The 26,920-nt window shown below is 33.2% G+C and carries 20 protein-coding genes; 17 read left to right on the top strand and 3 right to left on the bottom strand.

Annotation, left to right across the window (positions count from 1 at the left end):
* Nucleotides 1-27 precede the first annotated feature (27 nt).
* The 9 genes from tssR to BUR17_RS08635 all read left to right on the top strand — a co-directional run bounded on the left by tssR (nucleotide 28) and on the right by BUR17_RS08635 (nucleotide 11,101).
* On the top strand, nucleotides 28-2,427 hold the full coding sequence (gene tssR / locus BUR17_RS08675; RefSeq protein ID WP_074229900.1) for a type VI secretion system protein TssR domain-containing protein: 2,400 nt from the start codon (nucleotides 28-30) through the stop codon (nucleotides 2,425-2,427).
* Nucleotides 2,428-2,521: 94 nt separating this feature from the next.
* The gene (locus BUR17_RS08670; protein WP_074229899.1) at nucleotides 2,522-3,025 is read left to right on the top strand and encodes a DUF4280 domain-containing protein; all 504 of its coding nucleotides are present in this window, start codon (nucleotides 2,522-2,524) and stop codon (nucleotides 3,023-3,025) included.
* A gap of 18 nt (nucleotides 3,026-3,043) precedes the next feature.
* The gene (locus BUR17_RS08665; protein WP_074229898.1) at nucleotides 3,044-6,184 is read left to right on the top strand and encodes a peptidoglycan DD-metalloendopeptidase family protein; all 3,141 of its coding nucleotides are present in this window, start codon (nucleotides 3,044-3,046) and stop codon (nucleotides 6,182-6,184) included.
* Nucleotide 6,185: 1 nt separating this feature from the next.
* Nucleotides 6,186-7,388 (top strand): hypothetical protein, encoded by a 1,203-nt coding sequence (locus BUR17_RS08660; protein WP_074229897.1) that lies wholly within the window; start codon nucleotides 6,186-6,188, stop codon nucleotides 7,386-7,388.
* 184 nt (nucleotides 7,389-7,572) lie between these two features.
* Entirely contained in the window at nucleotides 7,573-8,058 is a 486-nt protein-coding gene (locus BUR17_RS08655; protein ID WP_074229896.1) for a hypothetical protein, read from the top strand.
* 56 nt (nucleotides 8,059-8,114) lie between these two features.
* The gene (locus BUR17_RS08650) at nucleotides 8,115-8,537 is read left to right on the top strand and encodes a hypothetical protein (protein ID WP_074229895.1); all 423 of its coding nucleotides are present in this window, start codon (nucleotides 8,115-8,117) and stop codon (nucleotides 8,535-8,537) included.
* 59 nt (nucleotides 8,538-8,596) lie between these two features.
* Nucleotides 8,597-9,196, top strand: coding sequence for a hypothetical protein (locus BUR17_RS08645; protein WP_074229894.1), 600 nt, complete (start codon nucleotides 8,597-8,599; stop codon nucleotides 9,194-9,196).
* 24 nt (nucleotides 9,197-9,220) lie between these two features.
* Nucleotides 9,221-10,006, top strand: a complete 786-nt coding sequence (locus BUR17_RS08640; protein WP_074229893.1) for a hypothetical protein — start codon at nucleotides 9,221-9,223, stop codon at nucleotides 10,004-10,006.
* A 138-nt stretch (nucleotides 10,007-10,144) separates the two neighbouring features.
* Nucleotides 10,145-11,101, top strand: coding sequence for a hypothetical protein (locus BUR17_RS08635; protein ID WP_074229892.1), 957 nt, complete (start codon nucleotides 10,145-10,147; stop codon nucleotides 11,099-11,101).
* Between the two features lie 331 nt (nucleotides 11,102-11,432).
* Here the strand turns inward: BUR17_RS08635 and BUR17_RS08630 are convergent, their stop codons facing one another.
* The 3 genes from BUR17_RS08630 to BUR17_RS08620 form a co-directional block, all read right to left on the bottom strand.
* Nucleotides 11,433-13,226 carry an endonuclease gene (locus BUR17_RS08630; RefSeq protein ID WP_074229891.1) on the bottom strand — a complete coding sequence of 598 codons (1,794 nt, stop codon included), beginning with the start codon at nucleotides 13,224-13,226 and terminating at the stop codon, nucleotides 11,433-11,435.
* A gap of 200 nt (nucleotides 13,227-13,426) precedes the next feature.
* Nucleotides 13,427-13,954, bottom strand: a complete 528-nt coding sequence (locus tag BUR17_RS08625) for a DUF4136 domain-containing protein (protein ID WP_074229890.1) — start codon at nucleotides 13,952-13,954, stop codon at nucleotides 13,427-13,429.
* A gap of 1 nt (nucleotide 13,955) precedes the next feature.
* Nucleotides 13,956-14,138, bottom strand: coding sequence for a DUF5522 domain-containing protein (locus BUR17_RS08620; protein ID WP_074229889.1), 183 nt, complete (start codon nucleotides 14,136-14,138; stop codon nucleotides 13,956-13,958).
* A 31-nt stretch (nucleotides 14,139-14,169) separates the two neighbouring features.
* On the opposite strand from BUR17_RS08620, the gene BUR17_RS08615 reads away from it, so the two are divergent.
* The 8 genes from BUR17_RS08615 (at nucleotide 14,170) to BUR17_RS08580 (ending at nucleotide 26,913) form a co-directional block, all read left to right on the top strand.
* Nucleotides 14,170-14,496, top strand: coding sequence for a hypothetical protein (locus BUR17_RS08615; protein ID WP_074229888.1), 327 nt, complete (start codon nucleotides 14,170-14,172; stop codon nucleotides 14,494-14,496).
* Between the two features lie 198 nt (nucleotides 14,497-14,694).
* The gene (locus tag BUR17_RS08610) at nucleotides 14,695-15,603 is read left to right on the top strand and encodes a 1-aminocyclopropane-1-carboxylate deaminase/D-cysteine desulfhydrase (RefSeq protein ID WP_074229887.1); all 909 of its coding nucleotides are present in this window, start codon (nucleotides 14,695-14,697) and stop codon (nucleotides 15,601-15,603) included.
* Nucleotides 15,604-15,681: 78 nt separating this feature from the next.
* Nucleotides 15,682-16,740, top strand: coding sequence for a glucosaminidase domain-containing protein (locus BUR17_RS08605; RefSeq protein ID WP_074229886.1), 1,059 nt, complete (start codon nucleotides 15,682-15,684; stop codon nucleotides 16,738-16,740).
* 94 nt (nucleotides 16,741-16,834) lie between these two features.
* Nucleotides 16,835-18,118, top strand: a complete 1,284-nt coding sequence (gene hemL, locus BUR17_RS08600) for a glutamate-1-semialdehyde 2,1-aminomutase (RefSeq protein ID WP_074229885.1) — start codon at nucleotides 16,835-16,837, stop codon at nucleotides 18,116-18,118.
* Between the two features lie 395 nt (nucleotides 18,119-18,513).
* Nucleotides 18,514-20,127 (top strand): T9SS type A sorting domain-containing protein, encoded by a 1,614-nt coding sequence (locus BUR17_RS08595; RefSeq protein WP_074229884.1) that lies wholly within the window; start codon nucleotides 18,514-18,516, stop codon nucleotides 20,125-20,127.
* 6 nt (nucleotides 20,128-20,133) lie between these two features.
* On the top strand, nucleotides 20,134-20,916 hold the full coding sequence (locus tag BUR17_RS08590; protein ID WP_143747548.1) for a hypothetical protein: 783 nt from the start codon (nucleotides 20,134-20,136) through the stop codon (nucleotides 20,914-20,916).
* Nucleotides 20,917-21,383: 467 nt separating this feature from the next.
* Nucleotides 21,384-23,420, top strand: coding sequence for a hypothetical protein (locus BUR17_RS08585; RefSeq protein ID WP_074229882.1), 2,037 nt, complete (start codon nucleotides 21,384-21,386; stop codon nucleotides 23,418-23,420).
* Between the two features lie 10 nt (nucleotides 23,421-23,430).
* Nucleotides 23,431-26,913, top strand: a complete 3,483-nt coding sequence (locus BUR17_RS08580) for a DUF6443 domain-containing protein (protein ID WP_084550477.1) — start codon at nucleotides 23,431-23,433, stop codon at nucleotides 26,911-26,913.
* Nucleotides 26,914-26,920 lie beyond the last annotated feature (7 nt).

Raw genomic sequence — 26,920 nt, 5'->3', positions numbered from 1 at the left:
ATCACACCAATTATAAAGAAAATTAAGATGAAAAATAAATTTCCTCTAGCGGCTTATTATATCGGGCTTTCAGTTTTGCTGACGAGTTGTCAGGTAAAATTGCCATCAAAAAAAACTCCTGAACCACAACAATATGGGCAAATTGATAATGCTCCGGTAATTAATGGTTTTCCAAAAAAATCAGCTCCCTGGATCGTTATTTCAGACCGATCAAGAAATACAGCTTATCTCGATAAAAATGATGAAAAATCATATAAAGAAGTGAAATTTTTAGAGCCTTTAATGGTTTTAAAACACAGAGACGGAATGGTAAAAGTAGCAGAATATATTCCTGATGCTTTGATGAAAAAGATCTCGTCGAAATCAATAAAAACCTACGGCTGGATCCCCGAATCTGATCTTTTGCTTTGGAGTAATTCTTTGAAAAGCGAAAAAACAGGTTATCCGGTAAGAGTTGCGGTAGTTCCCAATAATCCTGATGTTATTAAAAGTGCAGAGAGGTATTATAAGAACGATTCGATCATGGTTTTTAATTCGCCAAGCCTTATTGAAGCTGCAAATGTAAAAATCCCGAATGGTCAAATGGTCTACGTTTACAAACAGGCAGAAAATAACAAACGTTTTCTGGTTGGGAAAAAACCAAGAATCGATATGGACAGTATCAGTACAGGTTTGTATGGTTGGGTGAGTTCTAATGTTGTTTCAGCTTGGGGTGAACGTTCTGCTGTAAAAATGAAAAACACAACAGGTATTAAAGAAAGTACTTTAGGAATTCATGAAGGTTCTCCAGGAGCTCAGGATAAGGAAAACCGTACTGCTGTTTTGTTGACGGATGTTAATCAAAGACCGCCTCTTGAAAATATTTTCCCTGTAACATTGGCTTTAAATGAAGAAGCAAAACCTGATCTTAAAACTAAATATTTTACCAATGTTTTAGATTACAGTAAAAACTTTGTTAAGAACGTCTTGGGAGAGCCTATTATTTTTGACCGTTACAAAGAGATAATTGATAAAAACAAGAAAATAAATATTGTTTTTGTTCTGGATATAAGTGAAGCAAATAGACCTTACATTCCCATTGTAAGCTCGCTTTTACAGGATCTTCAGTTAAAATTTGAAAAACCTTCTTATTTTAATTCTGTAAAATACGGTGTGGTTCTTTATAAAAACAATTCTTGTGGAGAAAATGTAATTCCGTCGCCTTTAAGTAAAGATTACAACAAAGTAATGAGTTTTATTGAAGATAAAATGAATGAAATGAATTGTCCTAGTAGTGTTGGAAATCAGCCGGTAAATGAAGGTCTGATTGCAGCTGGAAATTTACTTTCTGGTGTTCCGGATGAAGCTAATATTGTAGTTACAATTGGTACTTCCGCCAATCGAAGCGGAAATATGTATGGCGTTATTGGTTCATTAACACAAGCTCAGGCACGGTTGATTATGTTCCAAACTAATGCTCGTTCTTCCGATACTTACAACGATTTTGTTTTGATATCAGAAAATATCGTGACCAATACGGCTAAAAATGTTGCCGAATTAAAAAAACAGAAAATTATTAATCAAAGTGACGTCTTAAACAAGAATAACTTTAGTTTAATAGAAAGTGATGCAGGCTTCTTTTCTTTAGATTTCCCTAAACAGAGTATGGCTCAAGGATTTGTAATTTTCCCTAAAAAAGGGGACATCACTGCACCGGGGCTTTTGGTAAAATCTGTAGATAGTCTCATTGCTCAGGTTACTTATGACAATGAAATGATAGATAAGTCATTAAATGAACGCTTCCATTCTTCGGTGGGTGCAGGGAAAACTGAGGTAGATTTTAAATATAAATATTTGTATCCGGGATTGACTAATCCGGTTCCTTCAGGAATTGCAGCGCAGTTGATCAACTATGGAAATCCGTTTTTAGCAAAAGGATATATTCCTAAAGAATTGATGGATTACAAACAGAATATGGAAAAAGGTATTCTTGTTTCTGAGAGTGAATATGATCAGTTGAAAGCTTTCTATAAAGAAGTTTATGAAAATACTGGGGCTGCAAGAACAGACTTTAAACAGGGAAGAGCAATTAGAGAATATGTTAAATTATTGAAAAAATATAATCCAACGCTGAAATTTTTAGACAAAGGAGAATTGTATAAGAAGCCGATGTCTTATGCAGTGGGAGTAAGTACAGGTTTTGATAATTCTGATGAAGAAAAAATGTCTAAATACATGCTTGCAGGCTGGAAAAAATCTAATATCATCACCAATGAAGAAGCAAGAACTTATTTTAAATATTACAAAGATCTTGCAGACAGAATGCTTACTTACAGGAATAATCCTGCGGTAAAAATTAAGCAGAACGGGCAGGAATTTTATTGGCTTAATGAATATTTTATGCCAACAATGCTTCCTGTAGAGGAACCGGAATATACTCAACATTAATTAGTTATGACATAATAAAAAAACGGAGAATTAATTTTCCGTTTTTTTTATGTTAGAATACTTTTTGTTATCTTTGAGTACCAAATCTCACATTATGTCTACTCAATCATCATCTCATGATGGTAAACACTTCGTCGTTCAAAAAGGAACTTGCCAGTGTAACCAGGGAGATCAGTTTCCTAAGCATATCGTTAATGCTCACAACAAACATTTCTGGAATGATTCTGCCGGAAATTCAGATTATTTAGCTGTTACAGAAGATGATTTGCAATTCAATCCACCAGGTCCGAGTTTTGGAAAATGTAAATTAAAACCCAGTTCGGGAGGATATCTTCCCTGCGCTTATGCTCCTGCCGGAAAATGGCAGAAAACTTACGAAAAAGTTTTGGTGATGGGTAAAAAGTGTGTGACAGAAGTTTCGGAACTTCAATGTGCAACGGGTGGAAAAATTACGATCAAAGATCACGGACAGCGTGGTGAGATGAGTAAAAAGAATGTAAAAAATGCTGATGCAAAAGTAATCAGACATGCAAATCCTCTTGTGGATGTGAATGACTTTAAAGAAACAGCAATGGAAAGCGAAATCGACGCTTATTAATCTTTAAACTTTCCTGAAATGTCTAAAAAAGGAGTTTCAAAAATATCCGGAAATTCTTCACCAAAAGTGGGGGAAGCCGTTACGTATACTGTTACAGATTGGTATCCTTCCACTCCTCAAAACCAAAGGAATCCGGCAAATGTTATTTGGGAATTATTTAAAAAAAGACCCAACGGAAGATTTACATCCACCAACATCAAAAAAACGGGTGTTGGGAATTTTACTTTCGGAGAGGTTGCACAAAAGCATACCTATCGTTTAGAAGCCTATCTTTTTGAACCTGAAGGAAGAGGTGCGTCAACAATTGAAATCAATCCTCAACCTGCAGCCGTTCCAAAAATTGAAAAAGTAGAACTTCAGTATGTAGACGATTCACCGGGAACGGTGTTCAGTTTTACAGAGAAAATGAGAGCTCGCGCGCAATGTGTGAATTTGAATGGTAAAAAATTAAAGTTTACTCTTTGGGAAGATGATGCCACAGGCGAAGGACACGATGCAAAAAACCTTTTAATTGAAACTAAAGAAGCCACTGTAGACAGAAGTGGTGTTGCTACAGCTGAATTTATGCTCACCCGAGCTTTGATGCAAAAGGCAATGCAGGGAGAAACAGATCCCAAACAACTTGAGTTTTATGTTACGGTCGAATATTTTTCACACAAAAGACACGCAACAGATAATGTCAATGTGAACAATCCTTTGCATACACCTGCGCCAATTCCTCAACCAAGACCACAACAACCGACAAGTAATCCTACTCCTCCGCCTCAATCAACACCTGAAACTCAATCAAATAATACGCAACCCAGAGCCGAAAATTCTCCTGCAGCAGAAAAACCGGCATCACAGATGGAAGAAAGGGGAGTTGCTGGTCAGAATCCAAACCCATCTGAAGGAGAATTGCACGATTATCAGGAGGCTCAAGGAACAATTGAGGCTGAACAACCATCAACTCCTCAAGCTAATGAAGGGAAAACAGTAAGTATTGTACAAGATTCTTCGGTGGAAGAATTATTGGATGCTTATTTTGCTAAAAAAGAATACACTAAACAAACTGGTGAAGCTGCCGGAACTTTAGAATATAAGTTTGGAAGCAACGGAAATAAAACGGCTACTGATGCAGAAAAAGAAAAAATTGCAAAAATTATTTTAGGAAAGCCTGCTGTAAAAGCATTGGCAGACAAGAAAGAATACACAACTCTGGAAGCCATTAAACAGGCTCTCTCCAAAGAGGTTTATAATAAAGATGAAAAAGTAAGTTTCCAAACCTTTAAACTGGGAGCCGAATTAAAGAAAATTACCTCTGCGCCTTTAGACACAAAATTATATTTGGTGGCAAAAACTGCTGGTTCAGGTCTAAGTGACAAACAGGCTACGATTATTATTAAAGAAAAAGATGGATTAATTAAAGGTTCTGCAGGAGCTGTTCTACCCATCTTAGAAATTAGTGAAGAACAAATGGATCAGGCTACTCCGACCACAGGAGAAGTTCCGGGAACTGAAAAAAGTGAGTTCACAGGGAAAATAGAAAACGGAATGGTAAAAATTCCTGTTCATCTGAGACCGAAATCGGATGATGAACTGAAACAATGGAAGGAAAAGGTTTCCAGAGGAAAAGAAGATGGGGAATACACTTACAAATTTGGAGGTGAAAATAAAGTCACCGATGAAAATTCTAAAAAAAGAGTTGCAGAAACCATTTTGAAAAACTCAAAAAATGGAAATACGAACAATGAAAAAATAGCTGATGGTAAAACTGCTTACATTGAGGATATTGAAAAAGCTCTTGAAATAAAAACATATCAAAAAGACCAAACAATTAAATTTAAGCTTTATAAAAAAGAGAAAGAACTTCTTTATCTTCAAGCTAAAGCTCAAGGCGAAAAACAACACGATAAAGAATTTTTGAAAGCGGATGGGGCTTATTTTGAGGTAGCTACAAAATGTCCAAGATGTGGAGTGCTAACAATAGAGGAATTAACTCAGGTATTTCCATCTGCCGCTGAAGATAGAAAGACCCAATTGATGGATGCTTTTAACGGAGCTAATTCTAAATTTGGACTTAATACTTGTAGACAAAAAGCTCAATTTTTTGCTCAGGTTTTACAGGAAGTTGGTGAATCTATAAACGTACGAAATGGTGAAGGTTTAGATTATCCTGCTGAAGAACTTCCAAGACATTTCGCAAATTTCAGTACTACAGGAAGATTAAATGGTGCACCAAATAATCTTGCATATCAATATGGTAGAAGTGCACAGAATAATTACAGATCAAATCCTGAAATGATTGCAAATATTGCATACGCGAATAGAGGAGGTAACGGAAATGTTGCAAGTGGTGACGGCTGGAAGTACAGAGGCCGTGGAATCATTCAAATCACATTTAAAAATAAATACAACAGAATAAATACCAGAATAGATAACGATTACCCAGAATTCGGAATTGATATCGATGCAAATAATATTAATAATCTTAATGAAGGAACAGTTGCTAGTATGGCATATTGGGAGGATTATGGTTGTCAGACCGAAGCAGATAAAGGTGTAGAAAGACCTAATTTTGATGCAATTGTAGATATAGTTAATCCAAGTACGCCTTCTCGTGAAGATAGGTGGCAAAATTTACAAAGAATGATAACTATTTTTAAAGTTAAAGAATGCAGTGGTAGTGAAGAAGATTCTACATGGCATCAACCTTTAGACACGATGGTCTTAAGAGGTTGGTATTCAGAGACACAATGGTCTCCAGGTAAAAGTGATTTCCATGGTAGAACCGGAGGAAAGCATGATGGATTAGATCTTTATGCCCCTGTTGGTACACCTATCTACGCTTCTATTGACGGAACAATCACATATCAGGAAGATCCTACCGGATATGGACATCGAATCTTTTTAGAAGGTAATTATAAAGGTCAAAAATATTTTCTAATGTATTGTCACCTTTCAGAATATGTCACGGGTGAGGTGAAAGCTGGTGATCCTATTGGTAAAACCGGGCAGACAGGAAATGCTAATGGTCAGGCTGCAAAAATGGCTCACTTACATTTTGAAGTCAGAAAAGCAAAAATGTCTAAACCTTCATTTAGTCCGCTTACAGAAATTCCCGAATTAGGAAGGGCTGTAAATATTAATCCAGATCAAACAACTCAAACAGGAACTTAATATGATAAATTCAAAAATATTCTACAGCATTTTTCTTTTCTCAATATTTTTCTCCTGTAAACAGAATAAACAGGCGGATCAGAAGGCAGTGATTAATGAAGTTAAAACCGATATATTAAAAAATATTCCTTCAAACTTAAAAATTGAAAAACAGGAAAAAATTAATATAGATAATGATTCTGACGACGAATTGATTGTTACCGCAGTCGACTCGCTTTCTGAGAAATATTTTGAATATTGGTATAAAAATGGAAATCTTATTCATGAATTTTCTTATCCTTTTGTTTCTATTAATTATAAATGGTTTGCAGATTTAGATGATGATAATAAAAAAGAGGTTATAAGAGCACAAGGATATGAAGATGGGGTAGATTATGCAATTTATAAGATTAAAAATAATGACGAGATTCTGCAATTATATTTTAATCCAGGATTGAAAGATGAGAGATACGGAGATAAGAATTTTTGGGCTTATCCCAATGATATTAAAGAATTAGCTGTTGATCAAGATAAAAAATTATTGGTTTCTTTAGATAATAATTATCCGAGAGATGACGATCACACGATGCCTGATAATCAGCGAGAGTTACCTTTTGTTTTTTTTAAAGGAAAAACTACGCAACCGGATATGGAATTGAAGAACTTAAAAAGACAACAAAAAATTGATTTAAAAGATTTAGTTAAAAGTATTGCGAAGGGAAATTCACCAGAAAGTAAAATTTCTGTGACGACAGTTCAGGAGATTATCCATGATTTAAATGGAGATGGTATTAAAGATAAGATTGAGGTATATAAAAACACATCTTTAAATGATAAATTTGATCAGGAACATTTCGATTTGCCAATCAAAATTTTTAAGGGCACTAACAGCGGATTTGAATTATGGAAAGAAAATAATAACTTGATTTATTCCGTAGATAATACATGTGCTTCTGAGGGCTTTAGTAATATCGTTGTAAAAAATAACTACTTTACCATTGAAGCACAGACATGTTATGATTACAATATTTTAGTAAATGGTTTTACTACTTTTAAAATAGAAAATAATGAAATCTTTTTATATAAATATGGAGAAGAATATTTTGATAAAAGCAATCATGATAAAAAAATACCTTCTAAAGTCTGGACTCAAAAGAATCTCGATAAGATCAAATTTCAGGATGTTAATGAATCATTTCTGAAAAAGTTGAAAAATAAAAATTGATACAGTTTTAAAGATTAAAATTTGTTTTTTGATTCAATTGAAAATTTATCAAACTAAAGGGAAAGGTATTATTGAAGCCGCTAAATTAATAAACTAAAATGTTTTCCCAGCTAAAGTTTAAATTCTATTTGAAGCTTATAGAATAGAATTTTGAAAATCTTACATAAAAATATGAAATTAGATCATGAAAAAAATTAATATTTTAATAATACTATTTTCTTTCGTATTTTTTAATTGCCAAAAGAGATCAATTCTAAAAGATGATATAAAAACTTCAAAAATTCAATATCAAATTGATGGAAGATGGATGGTAAACTGTGAAAATGGAGTTGGTAGTTTAACGATAGAAGGACAGGATGCTTCATTGATACTTCTGTATAATCAAATTTATATTGATATGACAGAGCTTAAAAGGTTCGATTTTGAGAATGGTATTTCATATAAACTAAAAGAAATACCTGAAGATATAGGAAATATCGGTAGGAATCTAAATTGGAAAGAATATATAAATGATGAACCGATTGCTTATATTAAAATGATTGATGATAAAACGTATCATTTTTATTGGTATGGATTTTATAATAAAAAAACAAAAAAAAGAGAGTTTAAAGAAAATAGTTTTCGGCAGGAAGCTAATAATGAAGAAGTTATTCTCAAAAAATGTGAATAAGATTTATCAAAAGCTGAATCTAATATGAATCTAAAAATACTTAACAAATTCTCAAGATGCGAACGAGTAAAAAAATCATCATTTCATTTTTATTATTTTTTATAATTGGATGTAAGAAAAATAATGCTTCAGAAATAACAAACTTAGACACTCAAGATTCTGTAAAGAGTCAAAGCTCTGTTGAAATAAATGACAATTCTAAAGAACTAAATGATTCTTTTGTTATCAGTTGTGGTTCAGGTTGTGCAATGACCTATAATCTTAAAAATGTAAAAGATTTAGGGAATATAAAAGAAGTGAAATTTGAAATAGAAACTTATATTGACGATGTACTTTCGGAAACCAATGATGAAACCTATCTTTTTTATTACAATCAATCAAATCAAATTGAAAAAATACAGCATAAAGGAGAAAAGGAAAATATCTTGGAAAACTTATTACCAAGTGCTGTTGAATCTTTCAAAAAATTTTGCGGGTAAATTAGTAGACACAACTAAAATAAATGCTATTCAAGATACTCTAAAATACGAAACACATCATGAATAAAATTACCATTCTAGTATTACTATTTTTTTTCTTACTTGCCAATTGTCAAAAGAAATCAATTCTGAAAAATGATAGAGTAGAAGCCAATAATACTGAAAAGGTTCAAACAATAAATCTTAATCAATATACTAACAATACAAATTATTTCATTAAAACATTTGATGTAAACAAAGATGGAATTAAAGATAAAATTGTGAGTCATAATCGTTATTTGGGAGATGAATTATTGTTGTTTTTAGGAGATAAAAGCGGTAATTATAATTTGGCTCTAAAATCGACTAACTTTTCTGAAGACGGTGGCAATCAGATAACTGATATTAAAGAGGCCAAAGAAGGATTCGAAATTATTACTCAATTTCCGGATAGAGGATATCTTCAGAATGCTTATTTGGTTTCGGGTATAAATAATAAGTTTATTTTAAAAAAAATTCAAAGTGAATCTGAATCGTGGCAGAGTGGTTACACGGAAAAGTGCAGTCAAAATATAAATGTGGATTTGAAAAAATCCATAACAGAACTTTCGAAAGTAATAGGCAACACAAAAAAGAAATGCACTAAAATATATAATAAGCAGTCTAAAGTCAGAAATTAAATATGGATATTTTTTATTAGTAATATGAAAATAATCTTAAAACTAAATTGGATTTTCTTAATCCTAATTTTCATCAACTGTAAAGAACAAGATACCAAGAATGAACCTCCTGCGAAAGCTACTTTTCCTAAAGAAACTAGTAAAATAGAGAATAAGGATGAGCTTTATGTAGGAAAAGAATTTTATTCGGGTGATGAGCTCAATACCTATACTTTCCTTAAATCAGGTAAAATACATGAAAATGACAGTTTAACGTATTCTATTTATAAAAGAAATAATGAAGAAAATTATTTGTTCAGTATAGAAAAGTTGGTGTCAAATGAAGATCAGGAACGATATAAAATAGTTGATGTATTCAAATTTACTGATTATAATTCTGCAAATAATAAAGTCGAAATAAAAAATCAGAAAGACAGGTATTCAGTTTTACTTTTAGATAAAAATAAAGTTTTAAAAAAATGGGATTTTACATTAAATAATAGTGCGATAAGTAAAAGCTGGAATGGGAAATATGAATGCAATTTTCTTCGTATTAAAGAAGAATCTGCCGATCCACGTGCATATGCAATGATTTACATTGATATTAAAGATAATAAAGCGACCTTTCGATTAGATAGCTATAATGAGATTTTAGACAAAGATCTGATTATTTTGAATAGTAATCCAAACAAAATCATTCTACAGGAAAAAGATAACAGCGATTCAAAATTTTCAATTATAAGAAAAAATGATGACTTTATTCTGACCAGCGATTTACTTGATAAAACCACGGGTGAAATTACAACCTACAAGCTAAAGAAAAAGAAATAGTAGAGATCAAACTGAATGTCTAAAAACTTAAAAAGCCGATTACAAAAAAGCTAAATAATCAAACTTAGTTTTAAAAATAATTAGTAAATTAATGTTCTCTTTTCATAAACACACTATCATAAAGGCATTTATAAAAACATGATGATCCATTTTATACTTCCCGGAGATACCCTCGAAAATATTGCTGAAAAAATCAGGCTTGAAAATCCTGTTTATCTTAAAGAATTTCACAATCAACATTGCCTGAAAGAAGATTTTATTGTTGATAATTTGATTCCCGGAAAAAAACTTTTGTTACCCGATTTTGCGAAGATCAAAGAATATAATGATAAAAATGATGCCCCTTTTAAAAGCCTTGAGCTAAACCCTAAAATTGTTTTTAATCCAATTGGTTTTAACGAAAAATTTAAAACTATAATTAAAGAATCATCCAATGCAGAAGGTAAAACTGTTGACAAAAGTTTTTCTTATATCGCATCTTTAGAATGGAAAAAAAATGAATTTGGGGAATATCTTTTTCATTTTACCAAAGATCAGTTTTCAAATCGCAATGACACAAAAATGGAAAGTTTGGCGATTGAAAGCATGAAGTCTTTATATCCGATTGAAGTTTTTGTAAACGCCAAAGGTGAGATTTTGCGAACTGCTTTAAAGAAAGAAATTTTAAATAATTTTAATCAGATTAAGGGAAAATTACTGGATTTTTTCCCTGATAAATATGCTAAAATTTATCTTGAAGAATTTGAATATGTTGTATTAAATCCTGATGTTTTTGATCAGAAAATGAAAGAAGATTGGTTTCTGAAAATCTACTTTTCATCTTTCCGAAATCCTTTTGAAAACGGAAAATCTTTTTTTGAAATGTATTTAGATAAAACCTTATTAAACATTCAGCAAACTGCAAAATTAACGGACAACAAAGAAGAAATTTTATTACATCAAACCTTAAAAAGTAAAGAAGAAAACCAAAATGATTTCACAGGAAATGCAACGATTTCTAAAAACGACGGAATGATCAAATCGATGAATCTATCCCATACTTACAACGAATTTTCAGTTTTGTATACCACCGAATTTTCAATTGAAAATATATGAATTAAACAGTTTTTTTAATTGCCTATAATTTCTCATTGTATTTCTTTGTTAAGTTTACGCCGTTGTTTAGCTTAAAATCAGTCAATATTTAAAATTCTTTGTTTCCCTTTGCGGTAAATTAATATAAGTTTTGTTGAAATTAGGTGAATTTTAAATTATTATAATTTTTAGTCCAAAAAGCTTTAATTTTTAAATATTTTCATAAATATTCGTGCATTCGTGGCAAATCAGCAGTTTATTTCCAATTATCTTCTAAAAACCCGCAGAATATATCTAAAAAAAAGACTGCTTCAAAATTGAAACAGTCTCTTTTAATATTTTATCTTAAAACTTATTTAATTACAAATTTCAGACTCGATTCATCAAGTTTTAAAATATAAACTCCCTGCAAAAGGCTTTTAATTTTAATTGATTTTCCGTTTTTAAAAGGATTATTGATCGTTTGCATTACTTTCCCCTGTAGATTATAGATTTCCGCTTTTTTAATATTTTGTGTATCTCCTTTTACAAAAATTTCTTGATTCGTAATAGGATTCGGATAGATCTGTAATTCTTTTGGCTCGGCAATAATATTTGTCGTTTGGCTTTGTCTTGAAGCAGAATTATTGCAAGTCCAGCTCAGGTTATCAATCGCCACTCTGTTGCTTGTAGAATTATTCACTAAAGTCACCACAACATTCCCTGAAACATTAATATTGTTAATTGTCGTCGTAGTTGCCGTTGTGCTGTAAGGAACTGTTCCAACATTTATTCCATTTACTTGAACCGTAAAATTTCCATTACTTCCACTGAATTTAAGCTGTGTTGTAACCGTCAAAGATCCAATTCCGTTTGCAGAACTGCTTGATTTTAATGATCCGTCTCTTACGGTAATTGCTTTGTTGGAAATGGTTTGATCACTTCTTGAATCCGTTGCCGTCCATGTAATTCCGTTGCTCGTCCATGTTTTTGTTGAATACGATGATGAACTTGCTGTTGGAATCGTTTCAAAATTTTCGTTTACACAACCTGTCGGATTTGGATTGGTTGTTCCCGCATTCGTCGTTGCTGAAACAGTAGAACTGTTTGCTGAAGAATTTCCTGCAGCATCTTTAGCTTTAATATAAAAATTATAAGTTGTAGAAGGATTTAATCCTGTAACTGTCGTTGAAGTTGAAGAAACGTTGGTTTTTAAACTTCCGTTCATATAAACATCGTAAGAACTCACGGCTACATTATCAGTTGCAGCATTCCATGTAAGAGAAACCGTGTTCGTTGTTTTTCCTGAAACTGTTAAATTAGTAACCGTTGACGGAGCTTGAGTATCGGTTGTTGGAGCTTGTCCTCCCCAAATTTGGTTCACATAACTAGGATTGTCGATAAAAGGATTTCTGTTTCCCTGAAAAGTATAGGAAGCATTATTTCTGTTGATTTCTGCCTGCGAAACAGGATCCTGATTATGCCACGCTAAAAGAACATTCAGTTCCCATGTTTGTAATCCGGGAAATGCAGAACTTCCAAGCATATTTCCTGTGGAGAAAGTTGAGAGTTTGCTTTGATATCTTGTCACAAAATAGAAAACCATTCTCGCTACATCACCTTTAAATTCATCGATGGGTTCAAAAACTGTCCCTGAAAATCCTGAAGATGACGAACTTCCCAATTTTGAACCATTTAAAGAAGTGAAACTTGCGCTTCCCACTTTTCCGAAAGGATAATTAGAACGCATTCCATTTACTTTTCCATCGGTAGCTCTGATGAAATGGATGTCATTTTTCATCGGTGAACCTTCATTAAAAAGACTTTGAGGAACGATGTGTTCACGATTGTAGCAGTTTCCTTCAGTAGAGTAGGTGCCACACTGATTATTTCCCGGAGTAAATTTGTAAGGGTCTGTAGAGCTTGGTTTTTCAGAATAAATATCGAGAATAGAACCGTCGTTTTCGTAATTTTTATCAATGTCTGTGGTTTTGTAGGCAGTCCAAAGTCCGTTGTAACCTTTGTCTTGATGTCCGTTTGTAATAATATTGCTTAAAGCTGTTTTTAATGAAGCTCCCGACAATCCGTTCGCTGAGTTGTAATATCCTGCAGGAGCTTGTGCATTAGCAAGCTGGGAGAATACTACACATAAAAGTAGTTTTTTCATAATAATATAATTTTTTGGTAAGATTAAAACAATTTGGTAAATGTAAAATTACATTATTATTAAATTTAAAAGCAATTATCTTTTCCACAAACAGGTTAAGTTTTTGTAAAATTTCACATCACTTATTTCAAGAAATATCGCATAAAAAAAGTCAACACAAAATTTTGTGTTGACTTTTAATATAATTTAAAATAAAAATTTTATTTTTTCATTCCCGGAGGATAGTTTGCCATAATTTCGGCTACAATCTGAGGAATTTGTTTTTGTTTAGCTTTTGGTCGGTCTACAGAAATTCCGCTACCGATTCCTTGCCAAACTAATTTTTGAGATCTAGAGTCTACAAGATCTACAATAATTGCACCTTCATTATAATTGCTGGTCCAGGTTCTGTTCATTCCGATTCCCCAACCGAAACCACCGCCCCATCCCCACATTCCGTAAGGATTTGTGCTGTTGATATCGGTAATTTTTTTGTGGTTAGCTTTTACATTCACAATCAAATCAGGATTTTCTCCCGGTTGAAGTCCTTTCATCTGCAATTGTTTAGACAGCTCATTCAAAACTCTGTCTTTATCGATGTCATTCAGTTTCAAATCATCGATTCTGATTTTATATGTTTTGTAAGTCGTAAAATTAGCAGTTTGAGCATAATCTGAACGTACCTGAAATGGGCTACAAGACGATAAACCTAAACTTGCTGCAAGCAAAATAAAAATATATTTCTTCATTTTATTTATTTTTTTTAGTGGTTTTTATAAATGTGTCTGTCTTCTTATCGTATCCGTATGGGCAATGTCTGCAACCGCTTTTACAGCAATGTCCACGTTTAAGATGGAATTTTTCGGTAAAAACTTTGTAACCTTGCTCGTTATAGTAAAAGTCTTCACCCTCTTTGATTTCAAAAAGAGCCATAAGTTAAATCAAAACTTTTATATTTGTTATCATGATAATTGTGTGCCAAAAGCTCCTCAAAAATACAAAAATAAACGGCATTACGCTCTATCCTTTTATTTTCATTAAAAATCCTGAAGATAAGAAGAATAGAGTTCTGATTAATCATGAAAAAATTCATATCAGACAGCAATTGGAGTTATTGATTGTCTTCTTTTACATTTTATATGTTGCAGAATATTACTATCATTTCTTCAGACTTAAAAATGCACATGCAGCCTATCACGCAATTTCTTTTGAAAGAGAAGCTTATTCAATGGAACATGATTTAAATTATCTTAAAAATAGAAAATTCTGGGCATTCAGAAAATACTTTTAATTATAAATTCGTTATAAAAAATGTGGAACAAAATTCCCCTCCTCTGGAGGGGTGGCAAAAATTCAAAGAATTTTTGACGGGGTGGTTTAAAAATACCTTCACAAAATATCCTCAATTTTGCTTAAGAATTAGTGTTACTTACACAAGCTCAAATAAAAAAACTAATTTTGTTAAAACAAATATCATTTAAACGAAGAAATGCTATTACAACTTCCTACAGAAACTATTCCCATTCAGGAAATCCTAATTAATAAAAAAGTAAAACTTTTCATCAAAAGAGAAGACTTCATTCATCCTCAAATTTCAGGAAACAAATACTGGAAACTTTTTTATAACATCAATAATTATTTAGAAACTCTGCCGGAAAATCCTTTAATCATTACATTTGGCGGAGCCTATTCAAACCATATTTCGGCAGTTTCTGCCACAGGAAATCTTTTTGGAATTAAAACTTTAGGCATTATAAGAGGCGAAGAATTAGAAAAAAAATGGCGGGATAATCCCACTTTACTTTTTGCCAAAAGAAACGGAATGAATTTAAAATTTGTTTCGCGTGAAGAATATCGCCATAAAGAAAAACTGACCGAATTTTTACAACATGAATTTCCTGAAGCATTAATAATTCCTGAAGGCGGAACCAATAAACACGCTGTTCAGGGCGTAAAAATGATGCTCAATAACGATACAAAAGATTTTGATTATCTTTGCACAGCAGTTGGAACCGGAGGTACTTTGGCGGGGATTTCAGAATTTTGTGAAGATAATCAGAAAGTTATAGGTTTTAAAGTAGTTGAAGATTCTTCTTTAGAAAGCAAAATATCAGAATTAACCTCTAAAAGAAATTTTCATCTAACCGATGCTGCTTTTGGCGGTTATGGTAAAATAAATGATGAAAATGTTCGTTATATCAATGATTTTAAAGCGAAATTTGATATTCCTTTAGAACCAGTGTATACAGGAAAAATGATGCAGAAAGTTTTTGAAATGATTGATGCTGATTATTTTCCTGAAGGAAGCAAAATTCTGTGTTTTCATACCGGAGGTTTGCAGGGAATAGAAGGAGCCAATTTGCTTTTAGAAAAACAAAATAGAAATTTAATAATATAAAGCTGAAAAGCATGATGCATTCATGCAGCAATTTTAAAATGCAAGTGATTACTTGTCTGGCTTTAAAAATCAAAAAACATGAAAAGACTTTTCTTACTAATTAGCCTTTTAGTTTTATCAAAATTCTCAGCTCAGACCTGGGCTACAGAAGATCAATACATTCAGAAATTTGCTCAATATGCGGTTGAAGAAATGGAAAAATATAAAATTCCGGCTTCAATTACTCTTGCGCAAGGACTTTTAGAAACAGGTGGCGGACAAAGCCGTTTGGCGCAGGAAGGCAAAAACCATTTCGGTATAAAATGTAAAGAAGACTGGACCGGAAAGACAATGAAGCACACCGATGATGCTCCAAATGAATGTTTCCGTGTGTATGACGATCCTAAACAATCTTACGAAGACCACTCTATATTTTTGGCAACAAGAAAATATTACACCAAACTTTTTGATCTTGATATGAAAGATTACAGAGCTTGGGCGCATGGTTTAAAAAAAGCTGGTTACGCAACCAATCCTCGTTATGCATCAATTCTTATCGGAAAAATTGAAAAATACAAGCTGTATGAGTTTGATGAAGTAAATTCTAAGGAAGTTCTTTATGCAGTATTAAAAAAATATCCTGATCTGAAAGACGACCGTACTTTCATGGCGAGAATGGAGCCTGCAAAAGCTACAAAAAAGACGACAACTCCTGTTACTGTAAAAGTTCCTTACAAAGCGACTTCTTATGCGCAACAACAGCAGAGAGTGGAAAGAATTAAAACCAAAGCTGAAATTCTTAATTCAATTTTAATTAAAAGCCATCCGAATGGCGGTTTAAAATATATTGTAATTCCTGAAGATACTGATGTACAGTATATTGCTAAGAAATTTAAAATCAGCGAAAGTAAACTGATGAAATGGAATGAGCTTGAAGGAACGGCATTGGCAAAAAATGAAGTCGTTTTCCTTGAATCTAAAAATTCTGAAGGAAATACTGCAATCTATAAAGCCGAATCTGGTGAAGATATGTATGATATCGCACAGAAATTTGGTATCAAACTCCATAAATTATACGCTAAAAACAGAATGGATGAAGGTCAAAAACCATCTGCTGGACAGCTTATTTATCTGATTGACAAAAAACCTAGAAACTAAAATCAGTTGTTAGGTTTTAGTTGATGGTTGTTAGTTTTAAGAACTGATAATTAATCGCTATTAACTAATTACCATCAACTATCAACTAAATATAATGAAATACCAAAGAAGTTCAGCTTTATTTGAAGAAGCTTACAAATATATTCCGGGAGGTGTAAATTCTCCGGTTCGTGCGTTTAAATCGGTGGGTGGAGTTCCCGTTTTTATGAAATCTGCGAAAGGCGCTTACCTTACAGATGCCGATGATAACACGTATGTAGACTACATTAATTCTTGGGGACCTGCAATTTTGGGTCACACCCATCCTGAAGTTTTAGAAGAATTAAAAATTCAGGCACAAAAAGGTTTCTCTTTTGGTGCACCAACAGAATTGGAAACTGAAATTGCAAAATTCATTACCGAAAATGTTCCGAATATCGACCAGATCAGAATGGTTTCTTCAGGTACAGAAGCTTGTATGAGCGCAATCAGATTGGCAAGAGGTTTTACAGGAAGAGATAAGTTTATAAAATTTGAAGGCTGTTATCACGGACATTCAGATTCATTTTTAATAAAAGCGGGAAGTGGCGCTGCTACTTTTGGAAATCCAAATTCTCCGGGCGTAACGGCTGGAACAGCAAAAGACACTTTGTTAGCGAGATATAATGATTTTGAGCAAGTTGAAGATCTGTTCAGACATAATCAGGGTGAAATTGCAGCGGTAATTATCGAACCAGTTGCAGGAAACATGGGTTGTGTACTTCCTGAAAACGATTTCTTACAAAAATTAAGAAAAATCTGTGACGAAAACGGAGCTTTATTGATTTTTGATGAAGTAATGACAGGTTTCAGACTAGCTTTTGGTGGAGCTCAGGAATTGTTTAATGTGAAAGCCGATTTGGTAACTTACGGTAAAGTAATCGGAGGTGGACTTCCGGTAGGAGCTTTTGCTGGAAGAAACGAAATTATGGACCATTTGGCTCCAAAAGGCGGCGTTTATCAGGCAGGAACACTAAGTGGAAATCCTTTGGCAATGAGAGCAGGTTTAAAAACTTTGCAAATCATTAAAAATGACCCTGAATTTTTCAACAGATTAGCTAAAACAACAGAAACTTTAGACTTTGAAATCGGAAAAATTTTAAGTGAAAAAGGAATTGAGCACAGGATCAACAGAAAAGGCTCAATGATGTCGGTTTTCTTCCACATCAATGCGGTTTCTAATTTTGATGAGGCACAGAATGCTAATCATGCACTGTTTAATAATTTCTTTCATCAGATGTTGACCAACGGAATTTATCTTCCGCCAAGTGGTTATGAAACCTATTTCATCAGTAATGCGATCAAAGACAAAGAAATCGATATGACTTTAGAAGCTGTAAGAAAATTTCAGTATTCTTAAAATTATAAGACATAAATTATAAAGGATGAGGTTTAAAACTTCATCCTTTTTGTTTAAAATAAAAAATTACAATTCTTAACTTATTTGTTTAAATTCTGGAATGACATTTGAAAATGGAGTTTTGAGTAAGTTTTTATAAATTCTATTATCAAAAAAATAAACATAATTATAAATTACTTAGTTTTAATTTCAAAAGCTAGTTCAATTAAGTTTGTCACTATTCTTTCTCTTTTTTTGCCACACGCATTTATTTTTTAACACGTCAATTTCTGTCGCAACGCAGACTTATTTTTACAGAATAAATAATCATGTTTGTCAAATTTGTATCAAAATGCTTGTGAAATTTGTTAAAAAAAGTTAATTTAGTAGGAAATAATAATTAAAAAACGCAAATCATGAAAAAACTCTACACGAGTGCATTTTTCGTATGCACAACTGCTGTATTATATGCTCAGGATGTGGTATGGCAGAAAGATATTAAATCTTCTACACAGGATTTTCTCTCACAAGTTACCACAACTGTCGATCATCAATATCTCGTAACAGGTAGCAGTATTCAGGCAGCAGGTAAAACTGCAGTGTCATCTGCAGCTTCAAAACAAAACAACGGCTACGATTTTCATCTTGTTAAATTAAATCAACAGGGAGAAGAAGTTTGGGAAAAGTATTTCTCAGGACAGAATCACGACTTTTTATCGTCAACGGTTGCAACCCAGGAAGGAGGATTTCTTTTGGCAGGAACTTCTTTTTCCGGAAAAGGTTTAGATAAAAAAGATGCTTCTAAAGGAGGATCTGATATCTGGCTGATCAGAATCAATGAATTCGGGGATGAATTATGGCAGAAAACTTTAGGAACGTCACAGGATGAAGAAGCAAGATCCGTGATTCAGACTGCTGATTTTGGTTTTATGGTCGCTGGAAATATTCAGAATGCTGCCAACGGATTCGGATCGAAAGATGTTACGGTAACAAGACTTGACAAGAACGGAAAAGTACTTTCAGAATTAATTATAGGCGGAAGAGGTTTGGATGAGGTGGAAAAAATGATTCCTACACCGGATGGAGGAGCGCTATTGGGAATCTATTCAAGGAGTTCTGAGTTACGGGATTCGAGTTCAGCGGGAAACAGTGGTAGTAACGAAACCTCGAATCCTGTATCACGAACCTCCAAATCCAGCCCCAATTTCGGAGAGGGCGATTACTGGGTAATAAAGCTCAACAAAGACAACAAAATTGAATGGGAAAAGAACTTCGGAGGTAAAGGTGATGACCATTTGAGAACCATGGTTTTTACTTCATCGGGATATATTATTGGCGGAGAATCGAGATCAGAGAAATCTGGTAACAAGACCGTAGGAATTGAAGAAGGAACTGATGTCTGGCTGATCTCTTTAAACACAAAAGGAGAAGAACAGTGGCAGAAATCTTACAATTTTAAAAACCGTGATATTCTGATGGGAATGAATGTGATAAACGCAAGAGATGGGAAGAATTCTAAAGGCGTTTTACTCGGAGGTTACACTCAGGCTGAAGGAAGAATTGAAACTGATGATGAGACCTTTTGGATGCTTTATATCGACAATGACGGGAATGAACAGTGGCGCAAACATATAAAAGGTGAATCAAGGAAGAAAGAAGAAAGACTTTCTGATCTGAAAATGAATAAAGACGGTTCAATCGTTTTGGCAGGAACAAGTGCTGAAGAATTGGGGAAAGAGAACTGGAAGATTGTAAAATTGGGAGATTCGCAGATTGACCAGTTAATAGAAAAACAGAATATTAAGATTTACCCTAATCCTGTTTCAGATTATGCTTATGTGGAAATTGGGTTTGATTTCAAAGAAGCTGATATTACTCTTTATGATATGGGCGGAAGACAGCTTCAAAGCTTGAAAACAAAAAATAAAGTAACGAAGATTAATACACAGAATTTGATTCAGGGAGCGTATCTGATTGTGATAAAAACTGATACTGAAAAAACTGCGAATGCTAAATTGATTAAAAAATAAAATACAATGAAGAAGACTCTAATATTATTTTTGCTGTCCTATGTTTTTATGGGATACGCGCAATTAGGAATAGGAAACGACTCGCAAAAAAGAAATATTCTTCCTTTTCCCACAACAGCTAATGCGTATGCATTAGATAAAGTTGGAAAATTACCTGTTGATTTATTTAAGGGAAAAGCTAATATAAATGTTCCAATTTATACAATTCAAAGTGAAGGTCTAAATATCCCTATTTCAATATCGTACAATACAGGCGGAATAAAACTGAATGAAGTAGCTGGAATTGTAGGATTAGGCTGGGCTTTGAATATACCTGGTAATATTACACAAAATATTGTTGATAAAGATGATAAGTATTTTTCTCACTATACAAAAGATATAAATGTTGCCAATCAAAACATTAGAGATGTCGGTGTATACGATAATGACATAAGGCCTTATATAGAAGGTTTTTACGAAGGGAATTATGATACAAAACCTGATATTTTTAATTATAAATTACCCAACATTACCGGAAGTTTTATTGTCAGTAACGGGAATGGCTACACAATTCCACATGATGATATTAAGATCGAAACATTTGATGAGATCAAAAAAATTAAAATTACAGATAAAGAAGGGAATATTTTTTATTTAACACCTAAAAACATTATGAGTTCTGATGGTGGAGAACCAGGATCTCTTGTATTAAGTCAATCTCTTTATTCATTAGATAGTATCAGAACAGTTTCTAACAAAAAAATTGAATTTATTTATGGTAAAACACTTTCTTATACTGAAAAAATATAATTGAAAGAGCCAATTTTCTAATTACACAGCAACCTGGTGGAATATATGAACAATCCCCACCTCTTCCTGCCTACGAACGTTACGAAGGTTCAAATTCTAATACAGATAAACTATTAACAAAAATAGTATTTCCCGAGGGTGAAATATCTTTCCAATATTCTAATGAAAATGGATTAAAAACAACCAATACAGATGTTTATAGAAAAGATTTAAACTCTCCAGCAGGAGTAGCGCTCAGAAAAATACTGGTTACTAGTACTTCAGGGAAGATTATCAAAGACATTAATCTTAATTACTCCTATTTTGAATCTGCTTCAAGTAATAAAAACTTTCAAGATTACCGTCTAAAACTTAATAATGTAAAAGACAATCTGCAAAACAATCAATATTCGTTTACTTACGATGAGAGCAGTCCCATACCTGCTAGAAATTCAAACAATGACGATTACTGGGGATATATTAATAACTTGTATAATACTGAAACAAACTCTAATCTTCCTCAAAAAGTTTACACCGAATACACTTTGGAACAAATCACGGTTCAAAATGGAAGAAATCGAGATACAAACCCTTCATATTCACAATTAGCAACATTAGTAAAAATAGATTATCCAACAGGTGGAAGTAAAAAATTATATTATGAATCCAATAGAACGTACATGACAAATACTTCTTATGATGATAATTTTACTGAACCTATACAATCTATTGTTAACAAGTATCCTGAAAACCCAGATATTAACACTAACGTTTACATCCCGTCAAGTATGCTTTTAGGAAAGGTTATGCCAAGACTTAAAATAGCTTTTGGAAATTCATGTCAAAATAACAATGATAATATCAATCAAATACGAGAAACAATGTGCTTTGGTGCTGCAAAATACGGATCTGGCAATTATGGAAGTAGCGGACCTCCGAAAGAATATATTATTCCAGATCCTAGTGCTTCAATACCTGTTAATGTGATCCTGAATAGAATGGGTAATTGTAAATGTTCATACAGCTTGAGCCTTGTATCGAGAAAATATTATGATACTGAAGTTGAGATTCCTTTAGGTGGATTAAGGATACGTAAAATAGAAGACATAAATGAAAATAATATAGCTAATATTTTTCAATATAAGTATAATTATTTTGATAATTTATCCAACAAACTTAAAGAGAGTGGAGTTTTAAATCTCCCTTTTCAATATACATCTTTACGAAAAAATCTTTTAAGAAGATTCAATGATAATGGAGGAGAGGTTTATGGTGGAGAATATATTAAAAAATACGTAGTAGTATCTAATTCCAGCGGAAGTTATAACGCTTATGGGACTTCAGATATAGTGACTTATTCTCAAGTTACAGAATACAATGATTTGGGAAGTGTTATAAATAAATTTACACAAAACAGATTAACAGGCAAACTTCATTCACATTTTTATGGTGATTATAATAACTGGAAAGGTGGTTTGTTGAAAAAAAGTATAATGTTAAATAAATTGAATGACACAATCAAAATACAGGATTATAAATATGAAATAAAACTCTTGAAAAATCCATTGGCAGGTTATATTCCCTTAAACGGAAAAGATATTTCATTTGGACTTGATTTGGATATCATGAAGTATAATAAACAAATTTCATCATCACCACCAATTGAAGCAGAGCTGTATGATGTTCAGAATAAATATATTGCTATAGAGTCTGGAAAAATTGAAAATATGGAAATCATTACTAAAGAGTTTTTAGGAAATAAAATTATAGAGTCAAAAACAAGAAATATTTATGGTAATGATCTACAAAAACCAATCAATCTTCAAAGTGCAGAAAATCTATTACCAAGTGGGGAACAAGTGAAAATTTCTTACAGCTATGCCCACGAAAAAGATAATCAGTATTTGATAGGGAAAAATATGATTGGTATTCCTTTAGAGACTACGATTATTAGGAAGAAGGATTTATTAGATATCGGTAAAATTGTGTCAAAATCTGAAATAGTTTATCCTATATCTCAATCAGAAGCTAATACAAAAACTTCGGGATTAGCTTTACCTTACAAAATAAATTCTACAGATTTGTTAAATATTGTTTCTGCGGAAGTTATCTATGATAAATACGATAGTAAAGGGAACATACAACAATACACAACAAAAGATGGTATTGTAACTTCGGTAATTTGGGGTTACAATTCAACTCAGCCCATTGCTAAAATTACAGGTGTTCCTTATTCTGTAGCGAGTGGATTGGCAGCAGAAATTATTTCGGCTTCAAATGGTGATATTGATGCGGGTACTGAGCAGACTTTGATAGGTAAATTAGATATTTTCAGAAAAGAGTCTGCATTACAAAATGCACAGATATCTACTTATACGTATGATCCGTTAATTGGAGTAACAAGCATTACTCCACCATCAGGAATCAGAGAAATTTACAAATATGATTCTGCTAATAGGTTAGAAAATATCAAAGATATTAACGGGAAACTGTTAAAAGAATTCAAGTATAACTACAAACATTAAAAACCAAATCATGAAAAAAATAATCATCCCAATAAGTACATTGTTTGTAGTGGGGCTTTTCCATGCGCAGACTTTGAGCACCAATGAAAATTATGTCTATTCAAAAAACTATTTGACTGATCCTACAGCTTCCACACCGAAAAGTGTAGAGAGCGTGCAATATTTTGATGGTTTGGGTAGACCTAAACAGGTTGTGAATATCAAAGCATCTCCACTGCAGAGAGATGTGGTTACCCATATAGAATATGATGCTTTCGGAAGACAGGTTAAAGATTTCTTACCTGTTCCCCAATCAGGAACAGCTAATGGAGCCATCGTAACCAATCCTTTAGGAAATGCTACCCAAACCGACATTTACGGTTCAGAAATCATATTTTCAAAAAAAGAATTTGAGAATTCACCATTAGACAGAGTTTTAGAACAGAAACAGGTCGGGCAAGCCTGGAGTGATAAACCAGTAAAGTTTGATTATGATGCGAATATTGTAGGTGAAGTGATCAAATATACCACCACAACAACATGGGAAAACGATGCTACCAAATCTGGACTTATCCAGAACGGCAGTTATGGCACTGCGCAACTCTATAAAAATAGCATCACTGATGAAGACGGTAACAAGACTATCGAATTCAAAAATGAAGAAGGTCAGACTTTATTAGTAAGAAAAGTTATAAATGATACGGAAAAAGCAGATACTTACTATGTTTATAATGAATATAACCAGCTCTCCTATGTTATTCCGCCGAACGCAGCCATTATTTATCAAAATCTTGTTGCAGGAACTGCTATTGCATACGAAGATATTAATTTAAATGACTTATGCTACCGATATCGCTATGATGGCAGAAATCGTTTGGTAGAAAAGAGGCTTCCTGGAAAAGGTTGGGAATATATGGTTTATGATAAAGCAGACCGATTGATTATGACTCAGGATGCCAACTTGAGACAGCAGGAAAAATGGCTCATTACAAAATATGATCAATTGGGAAGAGTGGCTTATACAGGAATCATTCGAGGAGGTAGCAGAGACAGTATGCAAAGTCAGGCAGGACCACATATTATTATAGAATCCCGAAGCAGAACAGGTTTCACAAAAAGTGGAATGGATGTGTATTACAGTAACGGATATTTTCTTGATATAGAAACAGTTTTATCCGTTAATTATTACGACACCTATCCTCCTTATACGCCATCATTTACTTCTACAGTCACTAATCTACCATTATTGACAGATGATCTAACTTTAAATATTAATACCAAAAGTTTGCCTTTAGCTTCTTATGTAAAAAACATTGAAGATGACAGCTGGACGAAGAACTACACCTGGTACGATACGAAAGGAAGAGCAATCGGAAGTCATTCTATTAATCATTTGGGAGGCTATACGAAAACAGAATCTGAGCTTGATTTTTCAGGAACTCCAAAGATGGCAATTACCAAACATAAAAGATTGGATAGTGATACCGAAAGAGTGATTACCGAAAACTTTACTTATGACCATCAAAACAGGTTATTAATTCATACTCATCAGGTTGATAATAATCCTGCGGAATATCTTGCTCAGAATAAGTATAATGAATTATCACAGCTGGAAAGCAAAAAAGTAGGTGGTACAGTTTCCGGAAACGGCTTGCAACAGGTAGATTATCTGTATAATATCCGAGGCTGGATGACGCAGATTAACAATCCGAATGACTTAAATAATGGAGACCTTTTCGGATATGCAATAAAATACACCAATCCTGAAAATACAAATCTTTCAACGGGTAAGTTCAACGGTAATATTGCAGAGATTGACTGGAAAACATCAACAAATCCTAATGATAATAAACGTAGATATTCTTACACGTATGATGGACTAAACAGACTTCAACAAGGAATTTATTCAGAACCCGGCTCATCACTTATCAACAATAATAACTATAATGAGCAGCTTACCTATGACCTCAACGGAAATATTGCTAGTTTAAAAAGATTTTCAAAACCTTCTTCAGGAACCACTGCTGAGAAAATTGATGATTTAATTTATAATTACACTGGTAACCATTTAGATAAAATAACGCTTCCTCAAGGAGTTGTCAATAACTCTTCAGGATACAATGCTTTGCAAAATGTTTTTACCTATGACCCCAATGGAAATATGAATAAACATTTAGATAAAGGTATAACTTCGATTGTATACAATTATTTAAATCTACCATCTAATATTACTACAGGTGGTGGAAAATTAAATAGCCAGACAAATTATATTTATCGGGCTGATGGAATGAAGTTAAAAAAATATATAATAACCAATAATCCAATGAGTGGATCACTTGCAGAAACAGATTATCTAGATGGTTTTCAGTATTACTATTATGGAGGTCCATTTACTCCACTGAACCCTTCGGGGCTCCAGTTTGTACCCACTTCAGAAGGATATTTTGATTTTGTAAAAAATAAGTATATTTACAATTACAGCGATCATTTAGGAAATACAAGGTTAAGTTACATGCATAATGGGAGCAGCATAGAAGTTCTTGAGGAAAACAACTATTATCCTTTTGGTTTGAAGCATGAAGGATATAATGGTTTAGTAGGAAATCCTTCTTATCAGTACAAGTACAACGGCAAAGAACTTCAGGAAACGGGAATGTATGATTACGGCGCAAGATTCTATATGCCGGATATTGGAAGGTGGGGTGTTGTGGATCCGTTGGCGGAGAAGATGACTCGTCATAGCCCATATAATTATGCGTTTAATAATCCGATAAGATTTATCGACCCGGATGGAAGACAAACTGAGGATATTGTTATAAGAGGTAAGGATAAAAAAGAATGGAGAATTGAAACAGCCGGAGAAGAGAAAGTTATAAATGTTCCTTTAAATCTTAAAGAAAATAAAACCATAGATATTGGAGCGAAAAATATTGATGTTAATCGCTTTGCTGTAGGTTATACCGTACAAGCAGATGTAGGAGCTAGCTTTGGAGCTGGAGCAAATGCAGGTTTAGAAGCTTCTGTTGTTCAATTTACAGATAAAACTTACGGCGGTTATAATTATGTTTATGCTGGAGGACATTTGGGTTCCTCTGGAGGAGAACAAGGAGGTCTTTCAGGTACTGTTGGAGCTAGTCTTTTTGTAGCTTATAATAACTCTACAAGGGCAATAGATCCAGCATCTTTTGAAGGAACCACTATATCAGCTGGAGGTTCTGCTGATGTGAAAGTAATTGCGGGAGGTGGTGTTAGTGCTAGTCGTTTTTCGGGAACGGGAAATTGGACAGATAAAGGATGGTATGGATATTCCATAGGCGGAAATATAGGGGTCGGCGGAGCAGTTAATCTAGGATCTGGTAATCTTTCAGTTTCGAAAACATATTTAATTAACAAAATGAAACCGACCGCACAAAGAAGTATTTTAGATAGGATTTCAAATGCTGGGAGTCCTATTGTTTCAGCCCTAATGAATCCCAACCCAAGAAATATATATCATGCTCCTCAATTTAATTAATAAATTT

The organism is Chryseobacterium scophthalmum (genome assembly GCF_900143185.1).
GTDB classification, from domain to species: Bacteria; Bacteroidota; Bacteroidia; order Flavobacteriales; family Weeksellaceae; genus Chryseobacterium; species Chryseobacterium scophthalmum.
Note: the sequence above shows the minus strand (reverse complement) of the source record. Positions and strands in the feature narration are given on the sequence as shown.

What these genes read in the sequence shown, in the direction of transcription:
- BUR17_RS08650 (WP_074229895.1), top strand. Translation starts at nt 8,115, where the DNA reads ATGCGAACGAGTAAAAAAATCATCATTTCATTTTTATTATTTTTTATA.
- BUR17_RS08610 (WP_074229887.1), top strand. Translation starts at nt 14,695, where the DNA reads ATGCTATTACAACTTCCTACAGAAACTATTCCCATTCAGGAAATCCTA.
- BUR17_RS08580 (WP_084550477.1), top strand. Translation starts at nt 23,431, where the DNA reads ATGAAAAAAATAATCATCCCAATAAGTACATTGTTTGTAGTGGGGCTT.
- tssR (WP_074229900.1), top strand. Translation starts at nt 28, where the DNA reads ATGAAAAATAAATTTCCTCTAGCGGCTTATTATATCGGGCTTTCAGTT.
- BUR17_RS08640 (WP_074229893.1), top strand. Translation starts at nt 9,221, where the DNA reads ATGAAAATAATCTTAAAACTAAATTGGATTTTCTTAATCCTAATTTTC.
- BUR17_RS08635 (WP_074229892.1), top strand. Translation starts at nt 10,145, where the DNA reads ATGATGATCCATTTTATACTTCCCGGAGATACCCTCGAAAATATTGCT.
- BUR17_RS08665 (WP_074229898.1), top strand. Translation starts at nt 3,044, where the DNA reads ATGTCTAAAAAAGGAGTTTCAAAAATATCCGGAAATTCTTCACCAAAA.
- hemL (WP_074229885.1), top strand. Translation starts at nt 16,835, where the DNA reads ATGAAATACCAAAGAAGTTCAGCTTTATTTGAAGAAGCTTACAAATAT.
- BUR17_RS08670 (WP_074229899.1), top strand. Translation starts at nt 2,522, where the DNA reads ATGTCTACTCAATCATCATCTCATGATGGTAAACACTTCGTCGTTCAA.
- BUR17_RS08660 (WP_074229897.1), top strand. Translation starts at nt 6,186, where the DNA reads ATGATAAATTCAAAAATATTCTACAGCATTTTTCTTTTCTCAATATTT.
- BUR17_RS08655 (WP_074229896.1), top strand. Translation starts at nt 7,573, where the DNA reads ATGAAAAAAATTAATATTTTAATAATACTATTTTCTTTCGTATTTTTT.
- BUR17_RS08625 (WP_074229890.1), bottom strand. Translation starts at nt 13,954, where the DNA reads ATGAAGAAATATATTTTTATTTTGCTTGCAGCAAGTTTAGGTTTATCG.
- BUR17_RS08595 (WP_074229884.1), top strand. Translation starts at nt 18,514, where the DNA reads ATGAAAAAACTCTACACGAGTGCATTTTTCGTATGCACAACTGCTGTA.
- BUR17_RS08630 (WP_074229891.1), bottom strand. Translation starts at nt 13,226, where the DNA reads ATGAAAAAACTACTTTTATGTGTAGTATTCTCCCAGCTTGCTAATGCA.
- BUR17_RS08590 (WP_143747548.1), top strand. Translation starts at nt 20,134, where the DNA reads ATGAAGAAGACTCTAATATTATTTTTGCTGTCCTATGTTTTTATGGGA.
- BUR17_RS08605 (WP_074229886.1), top strand. Translation starts at nt 15,682, where the DNA reads ATGAAAAGACTTTTCTTACTAATTAGCCTTTTAGTTTTATCAAAATTC.
- BUR17_RS08645 (WP_074229894.1), top strand. Translation starts at nt 8,597, where the DNA reads ATGAATAAAATTACCATTCTAGTATTACTATTTTTTTTCTTACTTGCC.
- BUR17_RS08620 (WP_074229889.1), bottom strand. Translation starts at nt 14,138, where the DNA reads ATGGCTCTTTTTGAAATCAAAGAGGGTGAAGACTTTTACTATAACGAG.
- BUR17_RS08615 (WP_074229888.1), top strand. Translation starts at nt 14,170, where the DNA reads ATGATAATTGTGTGCCAAAAGCTCCTCAAAAATACAAAAATAAACGGC.